Raw genomic sequence first — 22,485 nt, 5'->3', positions numbered from 1 at the left:
CGCGTCTCCGCGCCCGGTTGCCAAAGTCGCGCGGGACGGCTCTTAGGCAGGTTCAATCCGAACATTCGAGGCCCGGACTTGCGCATACTCGTGATCGAAACCGCAACTGCCGCCTGTTCGGCCGCGCTGGTCGAGGATGGCGCGGTGATCGCGTCGGAACATGAAGTGGTCGGTCGCGGCCATGCCGAGCGGCTGGTGCCGATGATCGCCTCGCTGCCGGACAAGGGGCGTGCCGGCCGGATCCTGGTCGATTGCGGGCCCGGCAGCTTCACCGGGGTTCGGGTCGGGCTTGCCGCCGCGCACGGTCTCGCGATCGGTTGGGGGGCGCAGGTCTCCGGCTATTCCTCGCTCGCGCTGATCGCTGCCCAGGCATTTGCGGCGCGTCCCGAACTGGCGCTGCTCGCGGTCGTCCTGGAGGGCGGTCATGGCGAAGTCTTCGTCCAGCGTTTCGACGCCGCGCTTGCCGGGGAGGGCAGCTTCGCCTCGCTCGCGCCGGAGGCGGCGCTTGCCGTGCTCGACGGGCTGCCGGCATTCGGCAATGGCGTCCGCTTCCTCGAGCCGCTGAGCGCCGCGCCGGAACTGACCGAAATGCTTCCGCGCGCCGCCGACGCGCCGTTGCTTCCCCCGGCCTTCGCGGCACTGGCGCCGCGCCCCATCTATGGCCGCGCGCCGGACGCGAAGACGCTGGCCGAGCGGGGGCTGGCATGAGCTTGAGCTTCGTCGAACTGCGCGAAGGCGGCGTACAGGACGTCTCGGTGGTCGCCGAGGTGATGCAGGATGCGTTCGACCCCCGCTATGGCGAGGCCTGGACCGCCGCCCAGTGCCTGGGGATGATGGCCCTGCCGGGTGTCTGGCTGGTGATCGCCAGCCTCGACGACCAGGATGTCGGCTTTGCCCTGTCGCGCGCCGGAGGACCCGAAGCCGAACTGCTGCTGCTTGCAACCCGCCGTTCGGCGCGCGGCAGGGGGGTCGGATCGGCGCTTCTGCGGTCGGTCATCGCCGAGGCCAAGGCTCGCGGGATCGAGGATCTGCATCTGGAGGTGCGATCCGGTAATGACGCAGTCCGGCTCTACCAGCGCGAAGGCTTCGCCAAGGTCGGCGAACGGCACCTTTACTATCGCGGCAGAGACGGCAACTCATATGACGCCCATAGCTACTCCAGAAAATTGACCTGATTTCCGCAACCGGTTCACGCACGGACTTGCGTTTGGTCCAATTTGGTCCGATAGCGCGGCCCTGAGGTGGCACTTAAAACAACACACCGGGTCGAAGGAAATTAGTCGAAATGGAAAACCAGAACGATATGCAGGAAACGCTGGTAACGCTGACCGCCGATATTGTCGCGGCCCATGTCAGCAACAACAGTGTTGCGGTGTCGGATCTTCCCGTGCTCATCCAGAACGTTCACGGCGCGCTGGTCGGTCTCGGAACGGTCGTTCCTGAACCTGAGGTTAAGCAGGAGCCTGCGGTCTCGGTTCGTTCCTCGGTCAAGCCCGACTACATCGTCTGTCTCGAGGACGGCAAGAAGCTGAAGATGCTCAAGCGCCACCTGATGACCCATTATCAGATGACCCCGGAGCAGTACCGCGCCAAGTGGAACCTGCCGGCTGACTATCCGATGGTCGCTCCCAACTATGCCGAGCAGCGCCGCACCCTGGCGAAGAAGATCGGCCTGGGCACCAAGCGCCGCAAGCGCTGATCGCAGCGCGCGAGTGCAATGCATCGGGCGGCGGCCGGGCAAAGTGCCCGGCCGCCGCTTTTGCGTTCGGGCTTGCCCTTTCCCCCGCGCCATCAAGTCGCTACATCGGCGGCACGTTCCAAGCCGGAAGGACACATGGCTCGAAAGATCGATCTCGAAGCGCTCTGCCACGAAAAGGGCCTGCGCATCACCGAACAGCGCAAGGTGATCGCCCGCGTGCTTTCGGACGCCGACGACCATCCCGATGTCGAGAAAGTCTATGAACGTGCCTCCGCGATCGATCCCGGCATCTCGATCGCGACCGTCTATCGCACCGTCCGCCTGTTCGAGGAGGCAGGGATTCTCGACCGCCACGATTTCGGCGACGGGCGTGCGCGCTACGAGCCGGCGCCCGAGGCGCATCACGATCATCTGATCGATGTCGAGAGCGGAAAGGTGATCGAGTTCGTCGATCCCGAGCTGGAACAGCTGCAGAAGCAGATCGCCGAACGGCTGGGCTTCCGCCTGGTCGATCACCGGATGGAGCTTTACGGCGTCAGCCTCGAACGCAAGAACTGACGGCTCGTTGGGGGACGGGCCGCCTGACCGGAGCGATGCGAAGGCGACGGCCCGCGCCGATGCGGCGGCCGGCATTCCGACGCAGCTCACGCTGCGGGAGCAGGTGCGCCTGTGGCGGCGGGTCGCGATGCTGGTCGGCGCGGTGCTGCTGTTCGTCCCGCTTCATTATCTGTGGCGGCTGCTCCGCCTCTCCTCGCCCTGGCCGCGCATCTTCCTGGGCACATCGGCGCGGATCGTCGGCGCGAGGGTGGCCAGGAAGGGCGTGCCGCTGAAGCGCGACGTCTTCTACATCTCCAACCATCTCAGCTGGATCGACATCCTCGCATTGGGCGGCGCCAGCGGCACCGCCTTCGTCGCCAAGGTCGAGATCGGCGCCTCGCCAATCGTGGGCTGGCTCGCGGGGATGAATCGCACCGTCTATGTGAAGCGGGAAAACCGGCTGGGCGTCGCCGAACAGATCAACCAGTTGCGCGACGCGCTGGAGGAGAATTGGGCGGTTACGGTCTTTCCCGAGGGGACGACCACCGACGGCCAGTCGCTGCTGCCGTTCAAGACGCCGATGCTGCGCGTGCTCGAACCCCCGCCGCCGGGCGTGATGGTCCAGCCGGTGATGCTCGATTACGGCCCGGTCGCCGAGGAGATCGGCTGGATCGGGGTCGAGAGCGGGATCAACAATGCGAAGCGGATCCTGAGCCGCAAGGGCAGTTTCGAGCTGAAGGTCTCGTTTCTCGAACCCTTCCTTCCGCAGGACCATCCCGGCCGCAAGGCGATCGCCGCCGAGAGCCGGCGTCGGATCGAGGTCGCGCTGGTCGAGGCGCTGGGCAGGCCGCTGCGCCCCTTCGCCTATGCGATGGGCGCGGTGCCGTCAGGATCGCCGGCCGAGCCGGGCGCTTCGTAGAAGGCCGGGGTGACGAAGGCGCCCGCTGCGACTATAGCCGCGCGATCATGAACGCCCCCAAGACTCCCAAGACCTTCCACGTCAAGTCGTTCGGCTGCCAGATGAATGTCTATGACGGCGAGCGCATGGCCGAGCTGCTCGGCGCGCAGGGCATGGTCGCGGCCGGCGCCGAGGATGCCGAGCTGGTGGTGCTCAACACCTGCCACATCCGCGAGCGGGCGACCGAAAAGGTCTATTCCGAGATCGGGCGGCTGAAGCATCGCGACGCGGCACCCGCGCCGATGATCGCCGTTGCCGGCTGCGTCGCGCAGGCGGAGGGCGCCGAGATCGCGCGGCGGGCGAAGATCGACGTCGTCGTCGGGCCGCAGGCCTATCACAATCTGCCCGAGCTGGTGTCCCAGGCGGCGGCGGGCAGCCTCGCGCTCGATACCGACATGCCGGCGATCGCCAAGTTCGGCAGCCTGCCGGCGCGGCGCAAGGTCGGGGCATCCGCGTTCCTGACGGTGCAGGAAGGGTGTGACAAATTCTGCACCTATTGCGTCGTTCCCTATACCCGCGGGGCCGAGGTCAGCCGGCCGTTCCAGGCGATCGTCGACGAGGCGAAGGCGCTGGTCGATGCGGGCGCGTGCGAGATCACCCTGCTTGGCCAGAACGTCAATGCGTGGGATGACGAGGCGGGTCATGGCCTGCACGGCCTGATCCGCACGCTCGACCGGATCGATGGGCTGAAGCGGATCCGCTACACCACCAGCCACCCCAATGACATGAGCCAGGGGCTGATCGACGCGCATGGCGATGTCGAAAGCCTGATGCCCTATCTCCACCTGCCGGTTCAGGCGGGGAACGACCGCATCCTCAAGGCGATGAACCGCAGCCATAGCCGCGATTCCTATCTCCGCCTGCTCGACCGCGTCCGTGCGGTCCGCCCGGATATCGCGCTGTCCGGCGACTTCATCGTCGGCTTTCCCGGCGAGACCGATGCCGAGTTCGAGGATACGCTGAGCCTGATCGACGAGGTGCGCTACGCCGCCGCGTTCAGCTTCAAGTACAGCCCGCGCCCCGGCACGCCGGCGGCCGATATGGACGGCGCCGTGCCGGCCGCGGTGATGGACGAGCGACTCCAGCGGCTCCAGGCAGCGGTGCTGCGTCACCAGGCCGCGTTCAACCAAGCGACGGTTGGCAAGACGTGCCAGATCCTGATCGAGCGCAGCGGCCGGCAGCCCGGCCAGATGCTGGGCAAGTCGCCCTGGCTGCAATCGGTGCATCTGGTGACCGATGCCCGGATCGGCGACCTGATCGAGGTGCGGATCGAGGCGGGGCTCCCCAACTCGCTCGCCGGTATCGAGACGGTCGGCCTCGCTGCCTGACGGCGACATGACGGCCGGTCGCCGCGGCGGGCCGCCGGCATCGCTTGGCGACTCGAGGGTGTGACATCGATCGCACAGCCGCGGCCTTCTTTGGCGGCGCGCATTTCTCCCCTGTGCAGCCCCGGGCGGTTCTGCCAGTCTCGACACCGCACATGCGCGATGGAACCCACAGCCTTTGGTCCGGTTACGGCCTTTTGAGCCGGCAGTCCCGCCCATGTCACGAATGCCGCACATCAAGGTGCCGGCAGCACCGCCAGTCCAGCCAGCAAGGAGCCGCATGAGCCGCAAGCCTGTCCAAGCGCAATCCGGGGAACGCAGCCGGGTCGAGGTGACGTTCGACAAGCCCCAGCTCCTGCCGCGACTGTTCGGCGAATTCGACAGCAACATCCTGGCGCTCGAGGAACGGCTGGGCGTCTATATCCACGCCCGCGGCCAGCGCGTCGTGATCGAGGGGTCGGCGGAAGCGGTCGCCCATGCGCGCGAGGTCCTGCAGGAACTGCACAGCCGGGTGATCCGCGGCGAGGATATCGATACCGGCCTGATCGACGCGGTGATCGCCATGTCCAGCGAGCCGACGCTGACCGGCATCATCGGTGCCGACACCGGCCATTCGCCCCCGCCGATCATGATCCGCACGCGCAAGAAGACGATCGTGCCGCGCAGCCTGGCGCAGACGCACTATATGCGCGCGCTGGTGTCGAACGACATGATCTTCGCGCTCGGGCCGGCGGGCACGGGCAAGACCTATCTCGCGGTCGCCCAGGCGGTCGCGCAGCTGATCACCGGCAGCGTCCAGCGGCTGATCCTGTCGCGCCCCGCGGTCGAGGCGGGCGAGCGGCTGGGCTTCCTGCCCGGCGACATGAAGGAAAAGGTCGATCCCTATCTCCGCCCGATCTACGACGCGCTGTACGACTGCATGCCGCCCGAGCAGGTCGAGCGGCGCATCGCCAGCGGCGAGATCGAGATCGCGCCGATCGCCTTCATGCGCGGCCGCACCCTGGCCGACGCCTTCGTCATCCTGGACGAGGCGCAGAACACCACGCCGGCACAGATGAAGATGTTCCTCACCCGATTCGGCCAGAACAGCCGGATGGTGATCTGCGGCGACCCCAACCAGACCGACCTTCCGGGCGGCACCAACGCTTCGGGGCTGAACGATGCCGTCCGCCGGCTGGAGGGCGTCGAGGGAATCAATGTCAGTCGCTTCACCGCCGGGGACGTCGTGCGTCACCCGATCGTCGGGCGGATCGTCGAAGCCTATGAGGGTCCCGATGCTTGACGTCGCGGTGCAGGCCGAAGGCTGGCCCGATGCGGACTGGGAGGCGATCGCCACCCGCGCCGCATCGGCCGCGCTGGCCCAGTCGGCGTTCGGCGAATGGGCCACCTGGCCGGTCTCGATCGAGGTCGCCGTCCGGCTGACCTCCGACGACGAAGTGCACGTGCTGAACCGCAACTATCGCAAGAAGGACAAGCCGACCAACGTGCTGTCCTTCCCGATGATCCAGCCCGACCTGCTGGAAGCGGTGACGCAGAACAGCGACGATGGCGAGGTGCTGCTGGGCGATATCGTGCTGGCGCATGGCGTGTGCGCTGCCGAAGCCGAGGAACGCGGCATTTCGACCGTCGATCATGCCGCGCACCTGATTGTCCACGGCACCTTGCATTTGCTAGGTTATGATCACCAAGGGGATCACGAAGCCGAGGTCATGGAGGACATGGAACGCGTCGCGCTCCGCGAGCTCGGCCTTCACGATCCCTATCCCGTACGCGAGGACTGACACCACATCATGCCCGAGGGCCAAAGTAGCAGCGGTAACGACGATGTTTCCGAAGGGGGAGGCATATGGCGGGGCCTTCGCACCTTGTTGTTCGGCGAAGCGCAGGAAGAGACGCTGCGCGACAAGCTGGAAGACGCGATCGACGAGCATGAAGGCGGGACGAACAGGGCGCCCGCCGGCGACCTGGCCCCGATCGAGCGCCAGATGCTGCGCAACCTGCTCCATTTCGGCGAGCGCGACGCCGGCGATGTCGGCGTGCCGCGCGCAGACGTCATCGCGGTTGCCGAGGATACCAGCTTCGCCGACCTCGTGGCGCTGTTCGCCGAGGCGGGGCACAGCCGCCTGCCGGTCTATCGCGGGCGGCTCGATACCGTCATCGGCATGGTCCACATCAAGGACGTGTTCAACATCCTGGCGACCGGCGCGCCGCCGCCCGATTCGATCGCGGCGCTGATCCGCCAGCCGCTCTACGTGCCACAGTCGATGGGCGCGCTCGACCTGCTGGCGCAGATGCGCGGCAGCCGCACGCATCTGGCGATCGTGCTCGACGAATATTCGGGCACCGAGGGTCTGATCACGATCGAGGACCTGATCGAGGAGATCGTCGGCGAGATCGAGGACGAGCATGACGAGGCGCCGGTCCAGATGCTGGTGCCGCTGGACGGCGGCGGCTGGGAAGCCGATGCGCGCGTCGAGCTGGAGGATGTCGCGCAGACCGTCGATCCGCGCCTCGCCGAGGTGGACGAGGATATCGACACGCTGGGCGGCCTGGCCTTCGTGCTTGCCGGTCATGTGCCCGAACCGGGCGAGTGCCTGACGCACGACAGCGGCTGGACGCTCGAGATCGTCGATGCCGATGGCCGCCGGGTGACCCGGCTGAGGCTCCATCCGCCCGAGGAACTGGCGGTTCCCGAAGAGTAGTCGGGCGCCGCCGACGGGCTGCGCTTTTGTGTGGAACAAGCGCCGGGGGCGGCCTATTCCTCCGGTCATGCGCCGCTATGCCCGTCACATCATCCTCATCCTGATCGCGCTCGCCGCGCTGATCTTCGCCATCTTCTACTGGATGACCCGGCCCGATGTGGCGCGGCTCAGCGTCGAGGCGGTCAGCGGGGTGCGCCCGCAACTGAGCGCCGCGCGCCCGCAGACCATTCCGACGATGGAAGTGGCCGAAGCGGTGGGCTGGCCGAACGGCGCCAAGCCGGTCGCCGCCAAGGGGCTGAAGGTCGAGGTCTTTGCCAGCGGCTTCGATCATCCGCGCTGGCTCTACCGGCTGCCCAATGGCGACATCCTGGTCGCCGAGAGCAACTCGCCGCCGCGCGACGTCGGCGGCATCACCGGCATGGTGATGGGATCGCTGATGAAGAAGGCGGGGGCGGCAGTCCCCTCGGCCAACCGGATCACGCTGCTGCGCGATACCAATGGCGACGGCGTCGCCGATGCCAAGTCGGTGCTGCTGTCCGGCCTGAACTCGCCCCATGGCATGGTGCTGGTCGGCGACTGGCTCTATGTCGCCAATACCGACGCGCTGGTCCGCTTTCCCTACAAGACCGGCGATACGAAGATCACCGCGAAGGCGGAGAAGATCGTCGACCTGCCGGGTGGCGGCAATCACTGGGCGCGCAACGTCATCGCCGCACCCGACGGCCAGAGCCTGTTCGTCAGCATCGGATCTTCCTCGAACATCGCGGAGAATGGTCTGGAGGTCGAAGGGCCGGCCTATGTCGCCGCCAATGCGCGCGAGCGGATGATCGCCGCGACCCGGCCGAGCCGCGCGACGATCTATCAGGTGTTCCCCGACCGCAAGGCGGGCCAGATCTATGCCTGGGGCATCCGCAACGCCAACGGCATGGCGATCGAGCCGACCAGCGGTGCGCTCTGGGCGGTGGTCAACGAACGCGACATGCTGGGATCGGACATGCCGCCCGACTATCTGTCGCGCGTCGATGTCGGCGCCTTCTTCGGCTGGCCATGGAATTACTGGGGCGGTTATGTCGACAAGCGGGTCAGCCCCGGCCGGCCGGACCTGCGCGAATATACCAAGCGGCCCGATTATTCGGTCGGCCCGCATACCGCACCGCTGGGCCTGGCCTTTGCCGAGGATGCCCGGCTAGGCGGTCCGTTCGCGACCGGCGCCTTTGTCGGCCTGCATGGCTCGTGGAATCGCGAGCCGCTGGCCGGGTACAAGGTGGTGTTCGTGCCGTTCGGGCCGAACGGCTTTCCGCTGCCCAATGCCAAGCCGATCGATGTCCTGACCGGCTTTCTGGACAAGGACGACAAGGCGCAGGGCCGTCCGGTCGCGGTCATCACCGACGCGACCGGTGCGCTGCTGGTGTCGGACGATGTCGGCAACCGCGTGTGGCGGGTCAGCGCGGCACGCTGATCCTCGACGCCGCGATCGATGGAATCACAACGGCCCGCTTGCCTGACCCTGCCTCCCGGATGCTGTCCGTAGGAAGGTGGGCCAGGCAAGCGGGCCGTTGCGCGTCCGCCGGGGGGCGGAGCGAACCGGTTACCGCACGCGGTTGAACTGGTCGAATTCGGGACGCGGCAGGCGATCGTGAATCGTCGCCGGATCGGCATGGCCGAAGGTCGCGATGAAATTGGTCTTCACCGTCGGCTGGTCGGCGAAGAAATGGGCGTCGACCTTGTCATGGTCGAATCCCGACATCGGGCCGACATCGAAACCCAGCGCGCGGGCGGCGATGATGAAATAGGCGCCCTGCAGCGAGGAGTTGCGCATCGCATGGGTGCGGCGCACCTCCTCGGTCGGGAACCAGTTCTTCGCGTCGGGCGCATGCGGGAAGAGCCAGGGGAGCTGTTCGTTGAACGCCAGGTCCATGCCGATCACCACCGCGGCCGGCGCGGTGCGGATCTTGGCGGCGTTGGTGCCGCTGGAATAGTCGGCCAGCGCGTCCTTCTGCTCCTGCGACAGTAGCCAGACGAAGCGTGCCGCCTGCTGGTTGGCCGAAGTCGGCCCCATCTTCACCAGGTCATAGATGGCGCGGATATCCACCTCGCTGACCGGGTCGCCATTATAGCCGTTGGCAGAGCGCGCGGTGCGGAAGATGGTGTCGAGGCCGTCGGCGTCGAGAGGCTTGCCCATGGGTTCGATCCTGCTGTGCTGGGATTAGACGGCGCGGACTTCGGTGACTTCGGGAACATAATGTTTGAGCAGTTGCTCGATCCCGTTCTTCAGCGTCGCGGTCGATGACGGGCAGCCCGAACAGGCGCCCTGCATCTGGAGGAACACCTTGCCCTGCTTGAAGCCGCGATAGACGATGTCGCCACCGTCATTGGCGACCGCCGGACGGACGCGCGTGTCGATCAGCTCGCGAATCTGCGCGACGATGTCCGCATCCTCGGGATCGTCGTCCAGCCCCTCATCCTCGGCCGGCGGCACGGCGAAGCCTGCTGACGGGGCGTGGAACAGCGGCATGTTCGCCGAGAAATGGTCCAGCAGGATCGCCAGCACGTCGGGCTTCAGCCCGGGCCACTCGACGCCCGGCGCCGCGGTCACCGAGATGAAGTCGCGGCCGAAGAACACGCCCGTGACGTCGCCCAGGTTGAACAACGCCTCGGCAAGCGGCGAAGCCGCGGCTTCTTCCGGTGTCGCGAAATCCCGCGTGCCCGCTTCCATCACGGTGCGGCCCGGCAGGAATTTGAGCGTTGCCGGGTTCGGTGTCGGTTCGGTCTCGATCAGCATGAGCGCCATGTGGCGCTTGCGCGTGTCCGGATCAAGGCGCGATAGGGAAACCCAGGGTTACGCGGATCCCGAGTCCGGTCAGATCAGCCGCTCGGCCAGCCAGCGGGCGGGCTGCTTCAGCGGCCTGCGGAACTGAAGGTGCAGGACGGTCCGTCCCGCGCTCGCCTCGTTCCACAATTCATGTTCATAGCTGTCGTCGAAGACCAGCGTCTCGCCCTCCGACCAGCGCAGCACCCGATCGGCCAGCGCCATGCGCACATCGCCGTCGCGCGGCACCTGCAGCGCCAGGTGGCAGGTCACCAGACCCTTGGTCGCGCCGCGACGGCGCGGCACGTGAATGCCCGATGCAAGCGTCGAATAGCGTGCGCTGACCAGCCCCGGAATCTGCGACAGCGCCTGGGCGGTCTGCGGGCATCCGTCCAGTCCCGCAACCGCGCCATGTTCGAACAGGGCCAGCCGCTGCGGCCTGCCGCTGCCCGACAATTTCGCCGCGGCCTCGTCGCGGATCATGCGCCAGTTGGCGCGCAGCATCGCGGTCCACGCGAAATCGCGCATGTCGAGCACGGGGTCGTTGGGAATCAGCGACGATGCCGCGAGCAGCCGGTCGACCATGTGCCGAAAGGAGCGTCCGGGCGAGTCGGTCGCCAGCGCGATCGCTCCGCCCCGATCGCGCCACATTGTTCCATGGTCCTGAAAGCTGCCGACGCCCACGCGTGCCTTGCCCCTGTCCTGTGATTCTCCACCGGATTCCGTGGTGCCGCTCTCCCTGCGACATCCCGGAACCCGTTCTCGTCAGGATGCAAACTAGTCCCGCGATGGGTCCAAAACATGGCGCAACCCTTCGGGAATGCGGCCCTTTTTCGCGCAGTTGCGGGGCGGGGATTCGGTCCCTACACAAGGGCGCATGTTCCCGTACCTGCGCAGCGCGCGCTCCGCCCTTCTCGCCCTGTCGATCTTTGCCTTCGCGACGCCCGCGATCGCCCAGCAGGCGCCGGCGCCAACCAGCGGACAGCGCCCCGTCCAGACCGCGGACGACCCCTGGCTCTACAAGAACAGCGACCTCGTCCATGACGATGCGTGGAAGTTCGGCCGCCTGCCCAACGGGGTGCGCTATGCGGTGCGCAAGAACGGCGTGCCGCCGGGCCAGGTCGCGGTGCGCGTGCGCATCGATGCGGGCTCGCTGATGGAAACCGACAGCGAGCGCGGCTTCGCTCATCTGCTCGAGCATCTTTCCTTCCGCGGATCCGTCCACGTTCCCGATGGCGATTCGAAGCGGATCTGGCAGCGGCTGGGCGTGACCTTCGGGTCGGACAGCAACGCCAGCACCACCTTCACCCAGACCGTCTACAAGCTCGACCTGCCCAGCGCGACGCCGGCCGGCCTCGACGAGAGCATGAAGATCCTGGCCGGCATGATGTACGGCCCGAACATCACGCCCGAGACGCTGAACGCCGAGCGTCCGGTCGTGCTGGCCGAGGCGCGCGAGCAGCCGGGCGCGCAGACCCGATTCCAGGACGCGATGTTCGACCTGATGTTCGCCGGCCAGCCGCTGGCCAAGCGCAAGCCGATCGGGACGACCGAGACGCTGAACGCGGCGACGGCCCAGACGGTCAAGGCGTTCCACGACCGCTGGTACCGCCCCGAGCGCGCGGTCGTGATCGTCATCGGCGATCTCGACACGACGCTGCTCGAACAGTTGGTCGTCAAGCATTTCTCCGACTGGAAGGGCGCCGGCCCGGCGCCGCAGACCCCCGATTTCGGCAAGCCGAGCACGACCGGCGCGACGACCGCGACGATCGTCGAGCCGACCATCCCGCAGATGGCGATGCTGTCGGTGTCGCGTCCCTGGACAGTGTTCTCCGACACGGTGATCTTCAACCAGAAGCGGATGATCGACCTTGTCGCGATCCGCATCATGAACCGCCGCCTCGAATCACGCGCACGCGCCGGAGCGACCTTCCTGGCAGCGGGCGCCGGGCTCGACGACATCGCCCGGTCGGCGAACGTCACCAGCGTTCAGGTGATGCCGGTCGGCGAGAACTGGGAAGCCGCACTGAAGGACGTGCGCGAGATCATCGCCGACGCGATCGAGACCGCGCCGACCCAGGCCGAGATCGACCGCGAGCTGGCCGAGATCGAATCCTCGATGAAGAACCGGATCAGCACCGCCCCGGTCGAATCGGGCGTCTCGCTGGCCGACGACCTGATCCAGGCAGTCGACATCAACGAGACGGTGACCACGCCGCAGGCGAGCTACGACATCTTCAAGGGCGCGGTGGACCAGAAGATGTTCACCCCCGCGACCGTCCAGGAAGCGTCGAAGCGCGTCTTCCAGGGGACTGCCACCCGCGCGATCGTGAACCTGCACAAGCCCGACGCACAGGCATCGGTGAAACTGAACGCGGTGCTGAGCGCCAAGGTGAGCGGTACCGGCAAGCCGCGCGCCGACCTGGCGCATGTCAAGTTCGACGCGCTGCCCAAGCTGGGCGCGCCCGGCACCGTGACCAGCCGTCAGGTCGTGCTCGACGAACCCAAGATCGAGCGGGTTGCCTTCGCCAATGGCGTCACGCTGCTGGTGCGCGAGAATTCGTCCGAGACCGGCAAGGTCTATGTCAACGTCCGGTTCGGTCGCGGCCTGCGTGGGCTGCCGTCGAATCGTCCCACGCCGGCCTGGGCCGGCGGCGGCGCGCTGGTCGCCAGCGGCCTGGGCAGCTATGGTCAGGAAGAACTCGACGCGCTGACCGGCAATCGTCAGATCGGCTTTTCGTTCAATACCGATGACGACGCCTTCGTCCTCAACGCGCAGACGAACATGACCGATCTGTCGGACCAGCTGAAGCTGTTCGCGGTGAAGCTGGCGGCACCCGCCTGGGATCCGAACCCGGTCAACCGGGTCAAGACCGGCACGCTGTCGACCTATGCCGGCCTGTCCTCCTCGCCCGACGCGGTCCTGAGCCGCGATCTCGATGGCCTGCTCCATTCCGGCGATCCGCGCTGGGGCACGCCGTCGCGCGAGCAGATCTCGGCACTGACGCCGGAGAATTTCCGCCAGCTGTGGGAGCCGCTGCTCGCCACGGGTCCGATCGAGGTCTCGATCTTCGGCGACCTGAAGACCGAGGAGACGATCCAGGCGGTGGCGGCGACCTTCGGCGCGCTGAAGCCGCGTCCGGCAAGCGCCGCCGTGTCGGGCGGCGCCAGGTTCCCGGCGCATATCGCGAAACCGGTGGTGCGGACCCATACCGGCCAGCCCGACCAGGCCGCGGCGGTCATCGCCTGGCCGACCGGCGGCGGCAGTTCCGGCATCTCCGAGGGCCGCCGGATCGAGGTGCTCGCCGCGATCTTCCGCGACCGGCTGATCGACCAGCTGCGCAGCCAGGCTGGCGTCAGCTACTCGCCGATGGTCGCCAGCGACTGGCCGGTGGGCATGCCCGACGGCGGCAAGATCATGGCGCTCGGCATGATCCCGCCCGACAAGACCGACTTCTTCTTCAAGCTGTCGCGTGAGATCGCCGCCGATCTGGTCGCCAAGCCGGTGACCCAGGACGAGCTCGATCGTGCGGTGAACCCGCTGTGGCAGACGCTGCTGCGTCGTTCGAGCGGCAACATGTTCTGGATGATGCTGACCAATGGCGGCGCCGGCGATCCGGCCCGGATCGAAGCGGTGAAGACCATCGGCATCGATTATCGGCAGATCACGCCGGCCGACATCCAGGCACTGGCGGTGAAGTATCTGGTCCCGGCCAAGGACTGGTCGATGGTCGTTCTGCCCGAAAAGGCGAAGAAGGCACCCGCGCGCCGCCGGTGAGCGTGCGGCCTGTCCGGCAGGGAGGGCGATGATCGATCGACGCGCGGTGCTGCATGGCAGCGCCGCGGTCGCGGGATCGGCGCTGTTTCCCTTCCCGCACTCCCCGCGCGATACGCGAGTGCCTGGCCGGTATGCCGATCCCCGATCTGGGCCAAGGTAGAGCGGACAGAAACGGGCGTCGCGGCGCGATCACCGGAATGAACCGGGCCCGTCCCTGTCGGGACGAGCCCGCCGGCCTCAATACAATCCGTTCAGCCGCTCGCCATAGGCCTGTTTCAGCACGTGGCGGCGGATCTTCAGGCTGGGCGTGAGCTGCTCGTTCTCGATCGTGAACGGGGCATCGGCCAGGATGAACTTGCGGATGCGCTCGATCACGGACAGGTCCTTGTTCACCCGCTCGACAGCCGCGCCCAGCGCCGCGCGATAGTCGCCGTCCTGCGCCAGCCTGCGGAAATCGCACTGGTTGCCGGTTCGCGCGCACCATTCCTGGGTCCATTCGGGATCGGGCACCAGCACCGCGGTCATGTACGGCTTCTTGTCGCCATAGATCATCGCCTGGACGATCTCGGGCTGCAGCGTCAGCATGCCCTCGATCTTCTGCGGGGCGACATTGTCGCCCTTGTCGTTGACGATGATGTCCTTCTTGCGGTCGGTGATCTGGATCCGGCCCTTGTCGTCGATCAGTCCGATATCGCCGGTGTGGAGCCAGCCGTCTTTCAGGACGCGCGCGGTCTCCTCGTCATTGCGCCAATAGCCGTGCATGACCAGCTCGCCGCGGACCAGGATTTCGCCGTCGGGCGCGATCCTGACCTCGACGCCTTCCAGCGGCGGGCCGACCGTGTCCATCTTCAGCCCGACCTTGGGGCGGTTGCACGAGATGACCGGCGCCGCCTCGGTCTGGCCATAGCCTTGGAGGAAGGTGAGGCCCAGGCTCTGGAAGAAGATGCCGACCTCCGGGTTCAGCGGGGCGCCGCCCGACACCATCGCCTTGATCCGACCGCCGAACTTCTTCGCCAGCTTGGGCTTCAGCGTCGCCTTCAGGAACAGGTTCATCGGCATGTCGGTGATCGGGATGCCGCCCGCCGCCGCCTTTCCGCCGATCGTCACCGCGCGGTCCAGCAGATAGCTTGAGAAGCGACCCTGTTTCTCGACCTGCTTGGTGATGCGCGTGCGCAGCACCTCGAACAGGCGCGGCACCACGACCATGATCGTCGGGCGCACCTCCTCGATGTTCGAGGCCAGCTTCTCCAGCCCCTCGGAATAATAGATCTGTCCGCCCAGGCCGATCGGGAAGAACTGGCCGCCGCTGTGCTCATAGGCATGGCTGAGCGGCAGGAACGACAGGAACACCTCGTCCGCCCAGCCGAAATCCTCGCTGATCACGGTGCAGCAGCCCGCGACATTGTGCAGGATGGCGCCGTGATGCTGCATCACGCCGCGCGGCGCGCCGCCGGTGCCGCTGGTGTAGATGATGCAGGCAAGGTCCTCGCGGCGGAACGTGATGCCCGCGGCGAAGCTGTCGACGTCGGTCGGGTTCTGCGCGATCAGCGAACGGAAGTCGTGGAAGTCGATCGTGCCCGACTGGCCCACGCGGACATCGTCGATCCCGATCACCATCCGCGCGCTCGACGCGCGCAGCGCCGCGGGCAGCAGCACCTTGGCGAGCTTGGTGGTCGACACGATGATCGCGCACGCCCCCGAATTCTCGATGATGTGCTGGTGATCCCGCTCGGTATTGGTCGTGTAGGTCGGGACGGTGATGCATCCGGCGGCCATGATCGCCAGATCGCTGATGCAGAATTCGGGGCGGTTCTCCGACACCAGCATCACCCGGTCGCCGCGTTTCAGCCCCATCTTCGTCAGCGCGGTCGCCAGCGCCGCCACCTGCCGCGCCGCCTCCGCCCAGCTGGTGGGATGCCAGGTCCCGCCGCTCTTGTGCCACAGGAACGGGGCCTCGCCCTTTTCCTTCGCGCGCACGAAGAACATCTGGACCAGACTGTCGAAATGCTCGAGCTTTCGGCTCATCCCTTCCCCTTCTCTCCCCCCGGCAACGCATCAGCGGTGCGTCGCGTTGCCTGTTGTGTCGCCATTCTTAGAGGGCATGGGGGATGAGCGCCAGCAGGCGTGGACGCAGGCGGCCGGGGTGGCTATCCGCAGACGAACCGGCCAGCCACGCAAGTTCCAAGCGCGAGGAAGCACTTAGCCATGACATTCATTTCCCGGCTCGTCGCGGCCGCAGCTGCCCTGTCTCTCGGAGCCTGTACGACGATCCAGAGCGCCGGCCCCTCGCAGCCGGCTGCGGCGCCTGTCCGTGCCGGGGTCGCGCAGTCGCAGATCTTCGTCGCGGCCGCCAACCCGCTGGCGACCGAGGCCGGCATGGCCGTCCTGCGCCGCGGCGGCAGTGCGGCCGATGCCGCAGTGACGGTACAGGCGATGTTGTCGCTGGTCGAACCGCAGAGCTCGGGCGTCGGCGGCGGCGCCTTCCTGACCTGGTATGACGGCGCGTCGCGCCGGATCACGATCTATGACGGGCGCGAAGTGGCGCCGGCGGGTGCCAGCGAGGGCATGTTCCTGGCGGCCGACGGCAAGCCGATGCCGTTCGGAACCGCCGTCCTCAGCGGCCGCGCCACCGGCATTCCCGGGGCGGTCGGCATGCTGGCGCTCGTCCAGCGCGAGCATGGCGCGCTGGCGTGGCGCGACCTGTTCGGCGATGCCGAGCGGACCGCGCGCGACGGGTTCACCGTCACGCCGCGGCTGGCGCGGATGATCGGCGGGGGCTTCCCCCAGAATGCGGCGCCCGATGTCCGTGCCTATTTCACCAACGCGGATGGCAGCCGGAAGAGCGCCGGCGACCGGCTGGTGAACCCGGCCTATGCCGGGTTTCTCGGCCGACTGGCGGCGCAGGGTCCCGACGCACTCTACAAGGGGCCGACCGCGCAGCGAATTGTCGCGCGGACCCAGGCCGGGCCCGATGGCGGATCGATGACGCTCGCCGATCTCGCCGCCTATCGCCCGGTCAAGCGCGAGCCGCTGTGCGGCCGCTACCGCGTCTATCTCGTCTGCACGCCGCCGCCGCCGGCCAGCGGCGTCGGTCTGCTCCAGCTGCTCGCGATCCTCGAGCGGACCGATATCGCCGGTCGCGGGCCGCAGGATCCGCAGGCCTGGTTCCTTTTCGCGGAGGCGAGCCGGCTGATGTATGCCGATCGCGATCGCTATGTCGGCGATCCGGCATTCACTAAGGTGCCCGTCGAAGGGCTGCTCGATCCCGCCTATGTCGCGTCGCGGGCGAAGCTGATCGGCGACCGTGCCGGTGCGCCGCCCGTGGCGGGGACGCCAGTAGGCGCGCCGCAGCTCGCCGCCGACCGAACGATGGAGCCGATGGGCACCTCGCATTTCATCGTCGGCGATGCGCAGGGCAATGTCGTGTCGATGACCACGACGGTCGAATCGATCTTCGGATCGGGCCGGATGGTCGACGGCTTCTTCCTCAACAACCAGATGACCGACTTCTCGCTCCAGCCGCGCGACGCGCAGGGCCGGCTGGTCGCCAACGCGCCCGCGCCGGGCAAGCGCCCGCGCTCGTCGATGACGCCGCTGGTGATCGTCGATGGCGAGGGCCGGTTCGTTGGTGCCGCGGGTTCCGCCGGCGGCAACGCGATCCTGGCCTATGTCGGCAAGACGGTCGTCGGTGCGATCGACTGGAATCTGCCGATGCAGGACGCCATCGCGCTGCCGAACCTGATCGCGCGTGGCGGGACCTTCAATGGCGAGGTGACCAAATTCTCGCCCGAACTGCTCCAGTCGCTGCTCGACCGGGGGATCCGTGTCGTGCCGGGACAGGGCGAGGATTCGGGCCTGCAGGGCGTGATGATCCGCGACGGGCGGTTCGACGGCGGCTATGACCCGCGGCGCGAGGGGCGGGCGATCGCCGAACCTGCGCCGGCAAACTGAAGGGGCTCAGCCCAGCGCGCGCGCGATCTCGCGGACCAGTCCGGGGCCCTTGAACACGAGCGCGCTGTACACTTGTACAAGACCGGCGCCGGCGTCGATCCGGCGCTTCGCCTCGTCGCCGCTGTCGATGCCGCCGGCCGAGATCAGGGGCAGGGCGTCGCCCGCGATCGCGCGGGCCTCGATCAGCTTGGCTCGCGCCAGTTCGCGAAGCGGTGCGCCCGACAGGCCGCCGGCCTCGCCGGCATCGCGCGAGCGCAGTGGTGGGCGCGAGATCGTCGTGTTGCTGACGATCAGCGCGTCGATCCGGTTGTCGATCGCCGCCGCGATCGCGCCTTCGAGGCCGGCCCGGTCGAGATCCGGCGCAACCTTCAGGAACAGCGGCCGGCGCGTGCCGTCGGGCAGGATGCGGGCCGTGTCGCTGGCGGCGAGCAGTTCGTCCAGGGCGGGACGCGACTGGAGGTCGCGCAGGCCGGGCGTGTTGGGCGAGCTGACATTGATGGTGACATAATCGGCGAGCGGTGCGGCCTTGCCGACGCCCAGCGCATAATCGGCGACCCGGTCGTCCGAATCCTTGTTGGCGCCGACATTGATGCCCAGCACGCCGCGGCGCGGGCCGAGCTTCGCGATGCGCGCCAGCGCGGCGTCGATGCCGCCATTGTTGAAGCCCATGCGGTTGATCACCGCCTCGTCCGCGCTCAGGCGGAACAGCCGTGGCTTGGGATTGCCCGGCTGCGGCCTGGGGGTCAGCGAGCCGACTTCGACGAAGCCGAACCCGAGTCCGAACAGGCCGGGAATCGCTTCGGCATCCTTGTCCATGCCCGCGGCAAGTCCGACTCGATTCGGAAATTCGAGCCTCGCAAAGCGCACTGGGCGGGCTTCCTCCGTTTCGGACTTAAAATTAACACCCAGCTTCCCGGCGACGCGAAGCGCGGCGATGCTGGCGCGATGCGCACGTTCGGGATCGAGCGCGAACAGGATTTTGTGAGGGTGAACGGCCATTGTGGCCGATCCTTTCGCATCCGTGCCGGCCCGCGTCAAAGCCCGTTTCCCGCCGGTTCGTTCACCGACCAGTGGTTTAATGTCCAATTTATCCAAGCCAGTGCGGGCGAGTGCTGCGTACAGCCGCACTGCGACCCGAGGGTCCCGCTAACGGGGGATCCTTTCTTCTAAGGCCCGGCCAGGCAACTGGCCGGGCCTCTTTTCATGTCGGTTGCTTCCAGCTACCTGAATCTCGCGGATGGGCATGTCCGCAGACAGGGGACATCATGCGGGTCGCAGCGCGCCCGGCCGGACAGATCGCGTCATGAGCGCGGCGCGGCCGGAGGTCGAATTCCATCAGCCGACCGGGGCATTGATGCCCTTTGTCGAATCCTTCTACTTGTTCCGCTACGATGCCGTGAGCATCGATGGTGTCGAGCGGGTCGACATGGGGCAGATCCGCTTCATCCTTGCCGGCACCGGCACCATGACCTTCCCCGACGGCCATTCGGAGCCGTCTTTGCCGGTCATGATCAACGGCCCGGGCAGTGCCGCCTCCTCCTATCATGTCGATGGCCCGTTCCACTGCTTCGGCATCTCGCTTCGCGCGATCGGGTGGAAGGCGATCATTGGCCTGCCGGCGGACGAGATCGCCGACCGGGTGCTCGACGGGCGTGAAATCTTCGGTCCCGAGGTCGACGCCCTGCTCACGCGGATGCGCGGCATGACAACGCTGGAGGAGATGATCGCCGCGGTCTCGCCGCTGCTGCTGGCCCGGCGGCGAAAGGTCCCCAAGGCGCATCTGGAACTTGCCCGGGCGGTACGCGAATGGGCGGCCAGCGGCGATCCGGACATCGAGGCGCTCTACCGCGCCGTGCCCATGGGCCGGCGCCAGGCGACGCGGCTGTGCAACGAATATTTCGGCGGACCGCCGAAGCACCTGGCCCGCAAGTTCCGCGCGATCCGCGCGGCGATGCGGATCTACCAGAAGGGCGACCCCGGCGAGACCGCCGACCTGTTCTATGACGAGCCGCACATGATCAAGGAGATCAAGCACTTCACCGGGCATACCCCGACCTCGCTTCGCCAGCGGATCGATCCCGTCCTGGCCATCACGCTCGACAACGAAACCTTCCACTTCCTGCCCGACGTGATCCCGGAATCGGTTGACGAAGCGGGCTGACGCGCCCACATGCCCAATCGGAACGATATTGTCCGATTGGAGCCGATGCGCCTTTCCAGCCTAGCCGATTACGCGGTCGTGATGATGTCCGCCGCCGCGCGCCACTGCGGCGCGAGCGGCCGGCTGAACGCGACGCTCCTCGCCGACGAGACCGGATTGCCGCTGCCGACCGTGCAGAAGCTGGTCAGCCGCCTGTCGTCCGCCGGCTTGCTCGAAAGCGCGCGCGGGACCGGCGGCGGTTTCCGCCTGGCGCGGCCGCCCGCGGCGATCAGCCTTGCCGACATCGTCGAGGCGATCGAGGGTCCGATCGCGCTGACCGCCTGTGTAGATGCGGCCAAGCATGATTGCTGCATCGATGAAAGCTGCCGCGTGAAACCTCACTGGAATGTCGTGAACGGCGCGGTAAAGGGCGCGCTTGCCAGCGTCAGCCTGGCGGTTCTCGCCTCCGGTCGGTCCGAGCCCGCGCTGGCGGTCCCGGCGCCGGCGGCCCCCCTGATGATGAATACGGAGACGCTGTGATGGCGACGAAGAACGCCGAAGCGCTCGCTGCTGCGAACAAGAAATATGAATGGGGCTTCGCCTCGGACGTCGAGCAGGAGTTCGCGCCCAAGGGACTGAACGAGGACACCGTCCGCTATATCTCGGCCAAGAAGGGCGAGCCCGAATGGATGCTCGACTGGCGGCTGAAGGCGTTCCGCCTGTGGCAGACGATGACGCCGCCCGACTGGGCGAAGCTGAACGTCCCCCCGATCGACTATCAGGACGCCTATTACTACGCCGAGCCGAAGAAGAAGCAGACCATCGCGTCGCTCGACGAGCTCGACCCCGAGATCCGGCGCACCTACGAGAAGCTGGGCATCCCGATCGAGGAGCAGAAGGTCCTGGCGGGCGTCGAGGGCGCGCGCAGGATCGCGGTCGATGCGGTGTTCGACAGCGTCTCGGTCGCGACCACCTTCCGCAAGGAGCTGGAGGAAGCCGGCGTCATCTTCCGCTCGATCAGCGAGGCGATCCGCGACTATCCCGAGATGGTGAAGAAGTGGCTCGGCAAGGTCGTGCCGCAGCACGACAATTATTTCGCCACGCTCAACTGCGCGGTCTTCAGCGACGGCACCTTCGTCTATGTGCCCGAGGGCGTGCGCTGCCCGATGGAGCTGAGCACCTATTTCCGCATCAATGCCGAGAATACCGGCCAGTTCGAGCGCACGCTGATCGTCGCCGACAAGGGCGCTTACGTGTCCTATCTCGAGGGCTGCACCGCGCCGATGCGCGACGAGAACCAGCTGCATGCGGCGGTGGTCGAGCTGGTCGCGCTGGACGATGCCGAGATCAAATATTCGACCGTCCAGAACTGGTATCCCGGCGACGAGAACGGCAAGGGCGGCATCTATAATTTCGTGACCAAGCGCGCGCTGTGCCAGGGCAGGAACTCCAAGGTCAGCTGGACCCAGGTCGAGACGGGATCCGCGATCACCTGGAAATATCCCAGCTGCGTTCTGGCGGGCGAGAACAGCGTCGGCGAATTCTATTCCGTCGCGGTCACCAACAATCGCCAGCAGGCCGATACCGGCACCAAGATGATCCATCTGGGCAAGGGCAGCCGATCGACGATCGTGTCGAAGGGCATCTCGGCCGGGCGCAGCGACAATACCTATCGCGGCCTGGTCCGTGTCGGCCCGACCGCCGAGAATGTCCGCAACTTCACCCAGTGCGACAGCCTGTTGCTGGGCGACCAGTGCGGCGCGCACACCGTTCCCTATATCGAGGTGCGCAACCCGTCGGCTCAGATCGAGCATGAGGCGACGACGTCGAAGATCAGCGAGGACCAGCTGTTCTACGCGATGCAGCGCGGGCTAGACCAGGAAGCGGCGGTGGCATTGATCGTCAACGGTTTCGCCAAGGAAGTGCTGCAGCAGCTGCCGATGGAATTCGCGGTCGAGGCGCAGAAGCTGCTGGGGATCAGCCTGGAAGGCAGCGTCGGGTGATCGTCGCCGCGCTGCTCCTGTTCCTCGCGCAGGACGTGCCGCCCCCGGCGGCGGTCCGCGCGCCCGATCCGGAGACGGAGCAGGGCGAGGAGATCGTCGTGCGCGCGACCTATGGCCACACGACGATGCTGTTCGACAAGGGGCGCGACGGCAAGCTCTATAATTGCCGGATCATGGTCTCCAGCGGCAGCCAGCGGCGCGACACCAATGCCTGTCAGGCCACGCCGGTGTGTTTCGAGAAGACCCGCGACGAGGTGACCGATTGCGTCGAGCTGACCGCCGTCCAGCCGGCGCTGCTCGATCCGACGCCTCCGGCCAAGGACCCGGCATCGATCGTGTTCGACGTCACCCAGCCGCTGCAGCCCAAGACCCAGGTCGCGCCCGTTGCGATCGGGCCGAGCGAAATTGCGGGCGAGGATCGCGAGACCGAGCGGCAGCGCGTCAAGCTGGGCCCGGTGCCCAAGGCGCCGAGCGACGGGCCGGCGATTCGTTTTTCGAGCGGCGCGGAGGATCGTCCCAAGGACATTCCGCGCTGACGGCCGGATCCGGTCGCAGTCTTTCTTCATAAAGCGGCTCGCACGAG

General features: G+C 67.1%; 21 protein-coding genes. 16 read left to right on the top strand and 5 right to left on the bottom strand.

Annotated elements, in window-relative coordinates; translation table 11 throughout:
* Positions 1-78 precede the first annotated feature (78 nt).
* The 10 genes from tsaB to TPR58_RS07885 all read left to right on the top strand — a co-directional run bounded on the left by tsaB (position 79) and on the right by TPR58_RS07885 (position 8,680).
* Positions 79-708 (top strand): tRNA (adenosine(37)-N6)-threonylcarbamoyltransferase complex dimerization subunit type 1 TsaB, encoded by a 630-nt coding sequence (gene tsaB / locus TPR58_RS07930; protein WP_346246099.1) that lies wholly within the window; start codon positions 79-81, stop codon positions 706-708.
* Positions 705-1,175: a GNAT family N-acetyltransferase gene (locus TPR58_RS07925; RefSeq protein ID WP_346246098.1), complete on the top strand. Its 471-nt coding sequence runs from the start codon at positions 705-707 to the stop codon at positions 1,173-1,175. The genes tsaB and TPR58_RS07925 overlap by 4 nt, the downstream gene beginning before the upstream one ends.
* Before the next feature lie 110 nt (positions 1,176-1,285).
* A complete protein-coding gene (locus tag TPR58_RS07920) occupies positions 1,286-1,699 on the top strand; it encodes a Ros/MucR family transcriptional regulator (RefSeq protein ID WP_346246097.1) in 414 nt (137 codons plus the stop codon).
* A 135-nt stretch (positions 1,700-1,834) separates the two neighbouring features.
* Positions 1,835-2,257: a Fur family transcriptional regulator gene (locus TPR58_RS07915; protein WP_346246096.1), complete on the top strand. Its 423-nt coding sequence runs from the start codon at positions 1,835-1,837 to the stop codon at positions 2,255-2,257.
* A gap of 7 nt (positions 2,258-2,264) precedes the next feature.
* Positions 2,265-3,155 carry a lysophospholipid acyltransferase family protein gene (locus TPR58_RS07910; RefSeq protein ID WP_346246095.1) on the top strand — a complete coding sequence of 297 codons (891 nt, stop codon included), beginning with the start codon at positions 2,265-2,267 and terminating at the stop codon, positions 3,153-3,155.
* Between the two features lie 47 nt (positions 3,156-3,202).
* Complete coding sequence (miaB, locus tag TPR58_RS07905; RefSeq protein WP_346246094.1) at positions 3,203-4,522, top strand: tRNA (N6-isopentenyl adenosine(37)-C2)-methylthiotransferase MiaB; 1,320 nt, start codon at positions 3,203-3,205, stop codon at positions 4,520-4,522.
* 277 nt (positions 4,523-4,799) lie between these two features.
* Positions 4,800-5,801, top strand: a complete 1,002-nt coding sequence (locus TPR58_RS07900; protein ID WP_346246093.1) for a PhoH family protein — start codon at positions 4,800-4,802, stop codon at positions 5,799-5,801.
* Positions 5,794-6,300 carry an rRNA maturation RNase YbeY gene (gene ybeY / locus TPR58_RS07895; protein WP_346246092.1) on the top strand — a complete coding sequence of 169 codons (507 nt, stop codon included), beginning with the start codon at positions 5,794-5,796 and terminating at the stop codon, positions 6,298-6,300. The genes TPR58_RS07900 and ybeY overlap by 8 nt, the downstream gene beginning before the upstream one ends.
* A gap of 9 nt (positions 6,301-6,309) precedes the next feature.
* On the top strand, positions 6,310-7,221 hold the full coding sequence (locus tag TPR58_RS07890) for a hemolysin family protein (protein ID WP_346246091.1): 912 nt from the start codon (positions 6,310-6,312) through the stop codon (positions 7,219-7,221).
* A gap of 67 nt (positions 7,222-7,288) precedes the next feature.
* Positions 7,289-8,680, top strand: a complete 1,392-nt coding sequence (locus TPR58_RS07885) for a PQQ-dependent sugar dehydrogenase (RefSeq protein WP_346246090.1) — start codon at positions 7,289-7,291, stop codon at positions 8,678-8,680.
* A 129-nt stretch (positions 8,681-8,809) separates the two neighbouring features.
* Here the strand turns inward: TPR58_RS07885 and TPR58_RS07880 are convergent, their stop codons facing one another.
* From TPR58_RS07880 to TPR58_RS07870, 3 genes are all read right to left on the bottom strand, one after another.
* Entirely contained in the window at positions 8,810-9,403 is a 594-nt protein-coding gene (locus TPR58_RS07880; RefSeq protein ID WP_346246089.1) for a malonic semialdehyde reductase, read from the bottom strand.
* Between the two features lie 24 nt (positions 9,404-9,427).
* The gene (locus TPR58_RS07875) at positions 9,428-10,003 is read right to left on the bottom strand and encodes a NifU family protein (protein WP_346246376.1); all 576 of its coding nucleotides are present in this window, start codon (positions 10,001-10,003) and stop codon (positions 9,428-9,430) included.
* Positions 10,004-10,081: 78 nt separating this feature from the next.
* Positions 10,082-10,681, bottom strand: a complete 600-nt coding sequence (locus TPR58_RS07870) for an aspartyl/asparaginyl beta-hydroxylase domain-containing protein (RefSeq protein ID WP_346246088.1) — start codon at positions 10,679-10,681, stop codon at positions 10,082-10,084.
* Positions 10,682-10,907: 226 nt separating this feature from the next.
* Between TPR58_RS07870 and TPR58_RS07865 the strand changes: the two genes are divergently transcribed.
* The gene (locus TPR58_RS07865; RefSeq protein WP_346246087.1) at positions 10,908-13,808 is read left to right on the top strand and encodes a M16 family metallopeptidase; all 2,901 of its coding nucleotides are present in this window, start codon (positions 10,908-10,910) and stop codon (positions 13,806-13,808) included.
* 237 nt (positions 13,809-14,045) lie between these two features.
* Here the strand turns inward: TPR58_RS07865 and TPR58_RS07860 are convergent, their stop codons facing one another.
* A complete protein-coding gene (locus TPR58_RS07860; RefSeq protein ID WP_346246086.1) occupies positions 14,046-15,833 on the bottom strand; it encodes an AMP-dependent synthetase/ligase in 1,788 nt (595 codons plus the stop codon).
* A 180-nt stretch (positions 15,834-16,013) separates the two neighbouring features.
* On the opposite strand from TPR58_RS07860, the gene TPR58_RS07855 reads away from it, so the two are divergent.
* On the top strand, positions 16,014-17,759 hold the full coding sequence (locus TPR58_RS07855; protein ID WP_346246085.1) for a gamma-glutamyltransferase family protein: 1,746 nt from the start codon (positions 16,014-16,016) through the stop codon (positions 17,757-17,759).
* A 6-nt stretch (positions 17,760-17,765) separates the two neighbouring features.
* Here TPR58_RS07855 and TPR58_RS07850 read toward each other — a convergent pair whose 3' ends face one another.
* Positions 17,766-18,758 carry a quinone-dependent dihydroorotate dehydrogenase gene (locus TPR58_RS07850; RefSeq protein WP_346246084.1) on the bottom strand — a complete coding sequence of 331 codons (993 nt, stop codon included), beginning with the start codon at positions 18,756-18,758 and terminating at the stop codon, positions 17,766-17,768.
* A gap of 304 nt (positions 18,759-19,062) precedes the next feature.
* On the opposite strand from TPR58_RS07850, the gene TPR58_RS07845 reads away from it, so the two are divergent.
* Genes TPR58_RS07845 through TPR58_RS07830 form a run of 4 tightly spaced genes read left to right on the top strand, consistent with a single transcriptional unit; the run spans position 19,063 to position 22,438 of the window.
* Complete coding sequence (locus TPR58_RS07845) at positions 19,063-19,920, top strand: DUF6597 domain-containing transcriptional factor (protein ID WP_346246083.1); 858 nt, start codon at positions 19,063-19,065, stop codon at positions 19,918-19,920.
* 45 nt (positions 19,921-19,965) lie between these two features.
* Complete coding sequence (locus TPR58_RS07840; RefSeq protein ID WP_346246082.1) at positions 19,966-20,439, top strand: SUF system Fe-S cluster assembly regulator; 474 nt, start codon at positions 19,966-19,968, stop codon at positions 20,437-20,439.
* Positions 20,439-21,902 (top strand): Fe-S cluster assembly protein SufB, encoded by a 1,464-nt coding sequence (gene sufB / locus TPR58_RS07835; protein ID WP_346246081.1) that lies wholly within the window; start codon positions 20,439-20,441, stop codon positions 21,900-21,902. The genes TPR58_RS07840 and sufB overlap by 1 nt, the downstream gene beginning before the upstream one ends.
* Positions 21,899-22,438 carry a hypothetical protein gene (locus TPR58_RS07830; protein ID WP_346246080.1) on the top strand — a complete coding sequence of 180 codons (540 nt, stop codon included), beginning with the start codon at positions 21,899-21,901 and terminating at the stop codon, positions 22,436-22,438. Before sufB ends, TPR58_RS07830 begins: the two co-directional genes overlap by 4 nt.
* Positions 22,439-22,485 lie beyond the last annotated feature (47 nt).

This window comes from Sphingomonas rustica, from assembly GCF_039652585.1.
GTDB classification, from domain to species: domain Bacteria; phylum Pseudomonadota; class Alphaproteobacteria; order Sphingomonadales; family Sphingomonadaceae; genus Sphingomonas; species Sphingomonas rustica.
The sequence above is the reverse complement of the archived record's forward strand: the minus strand, read 5'-3'. Positions and strand labels throughout refer to the sequence as shown.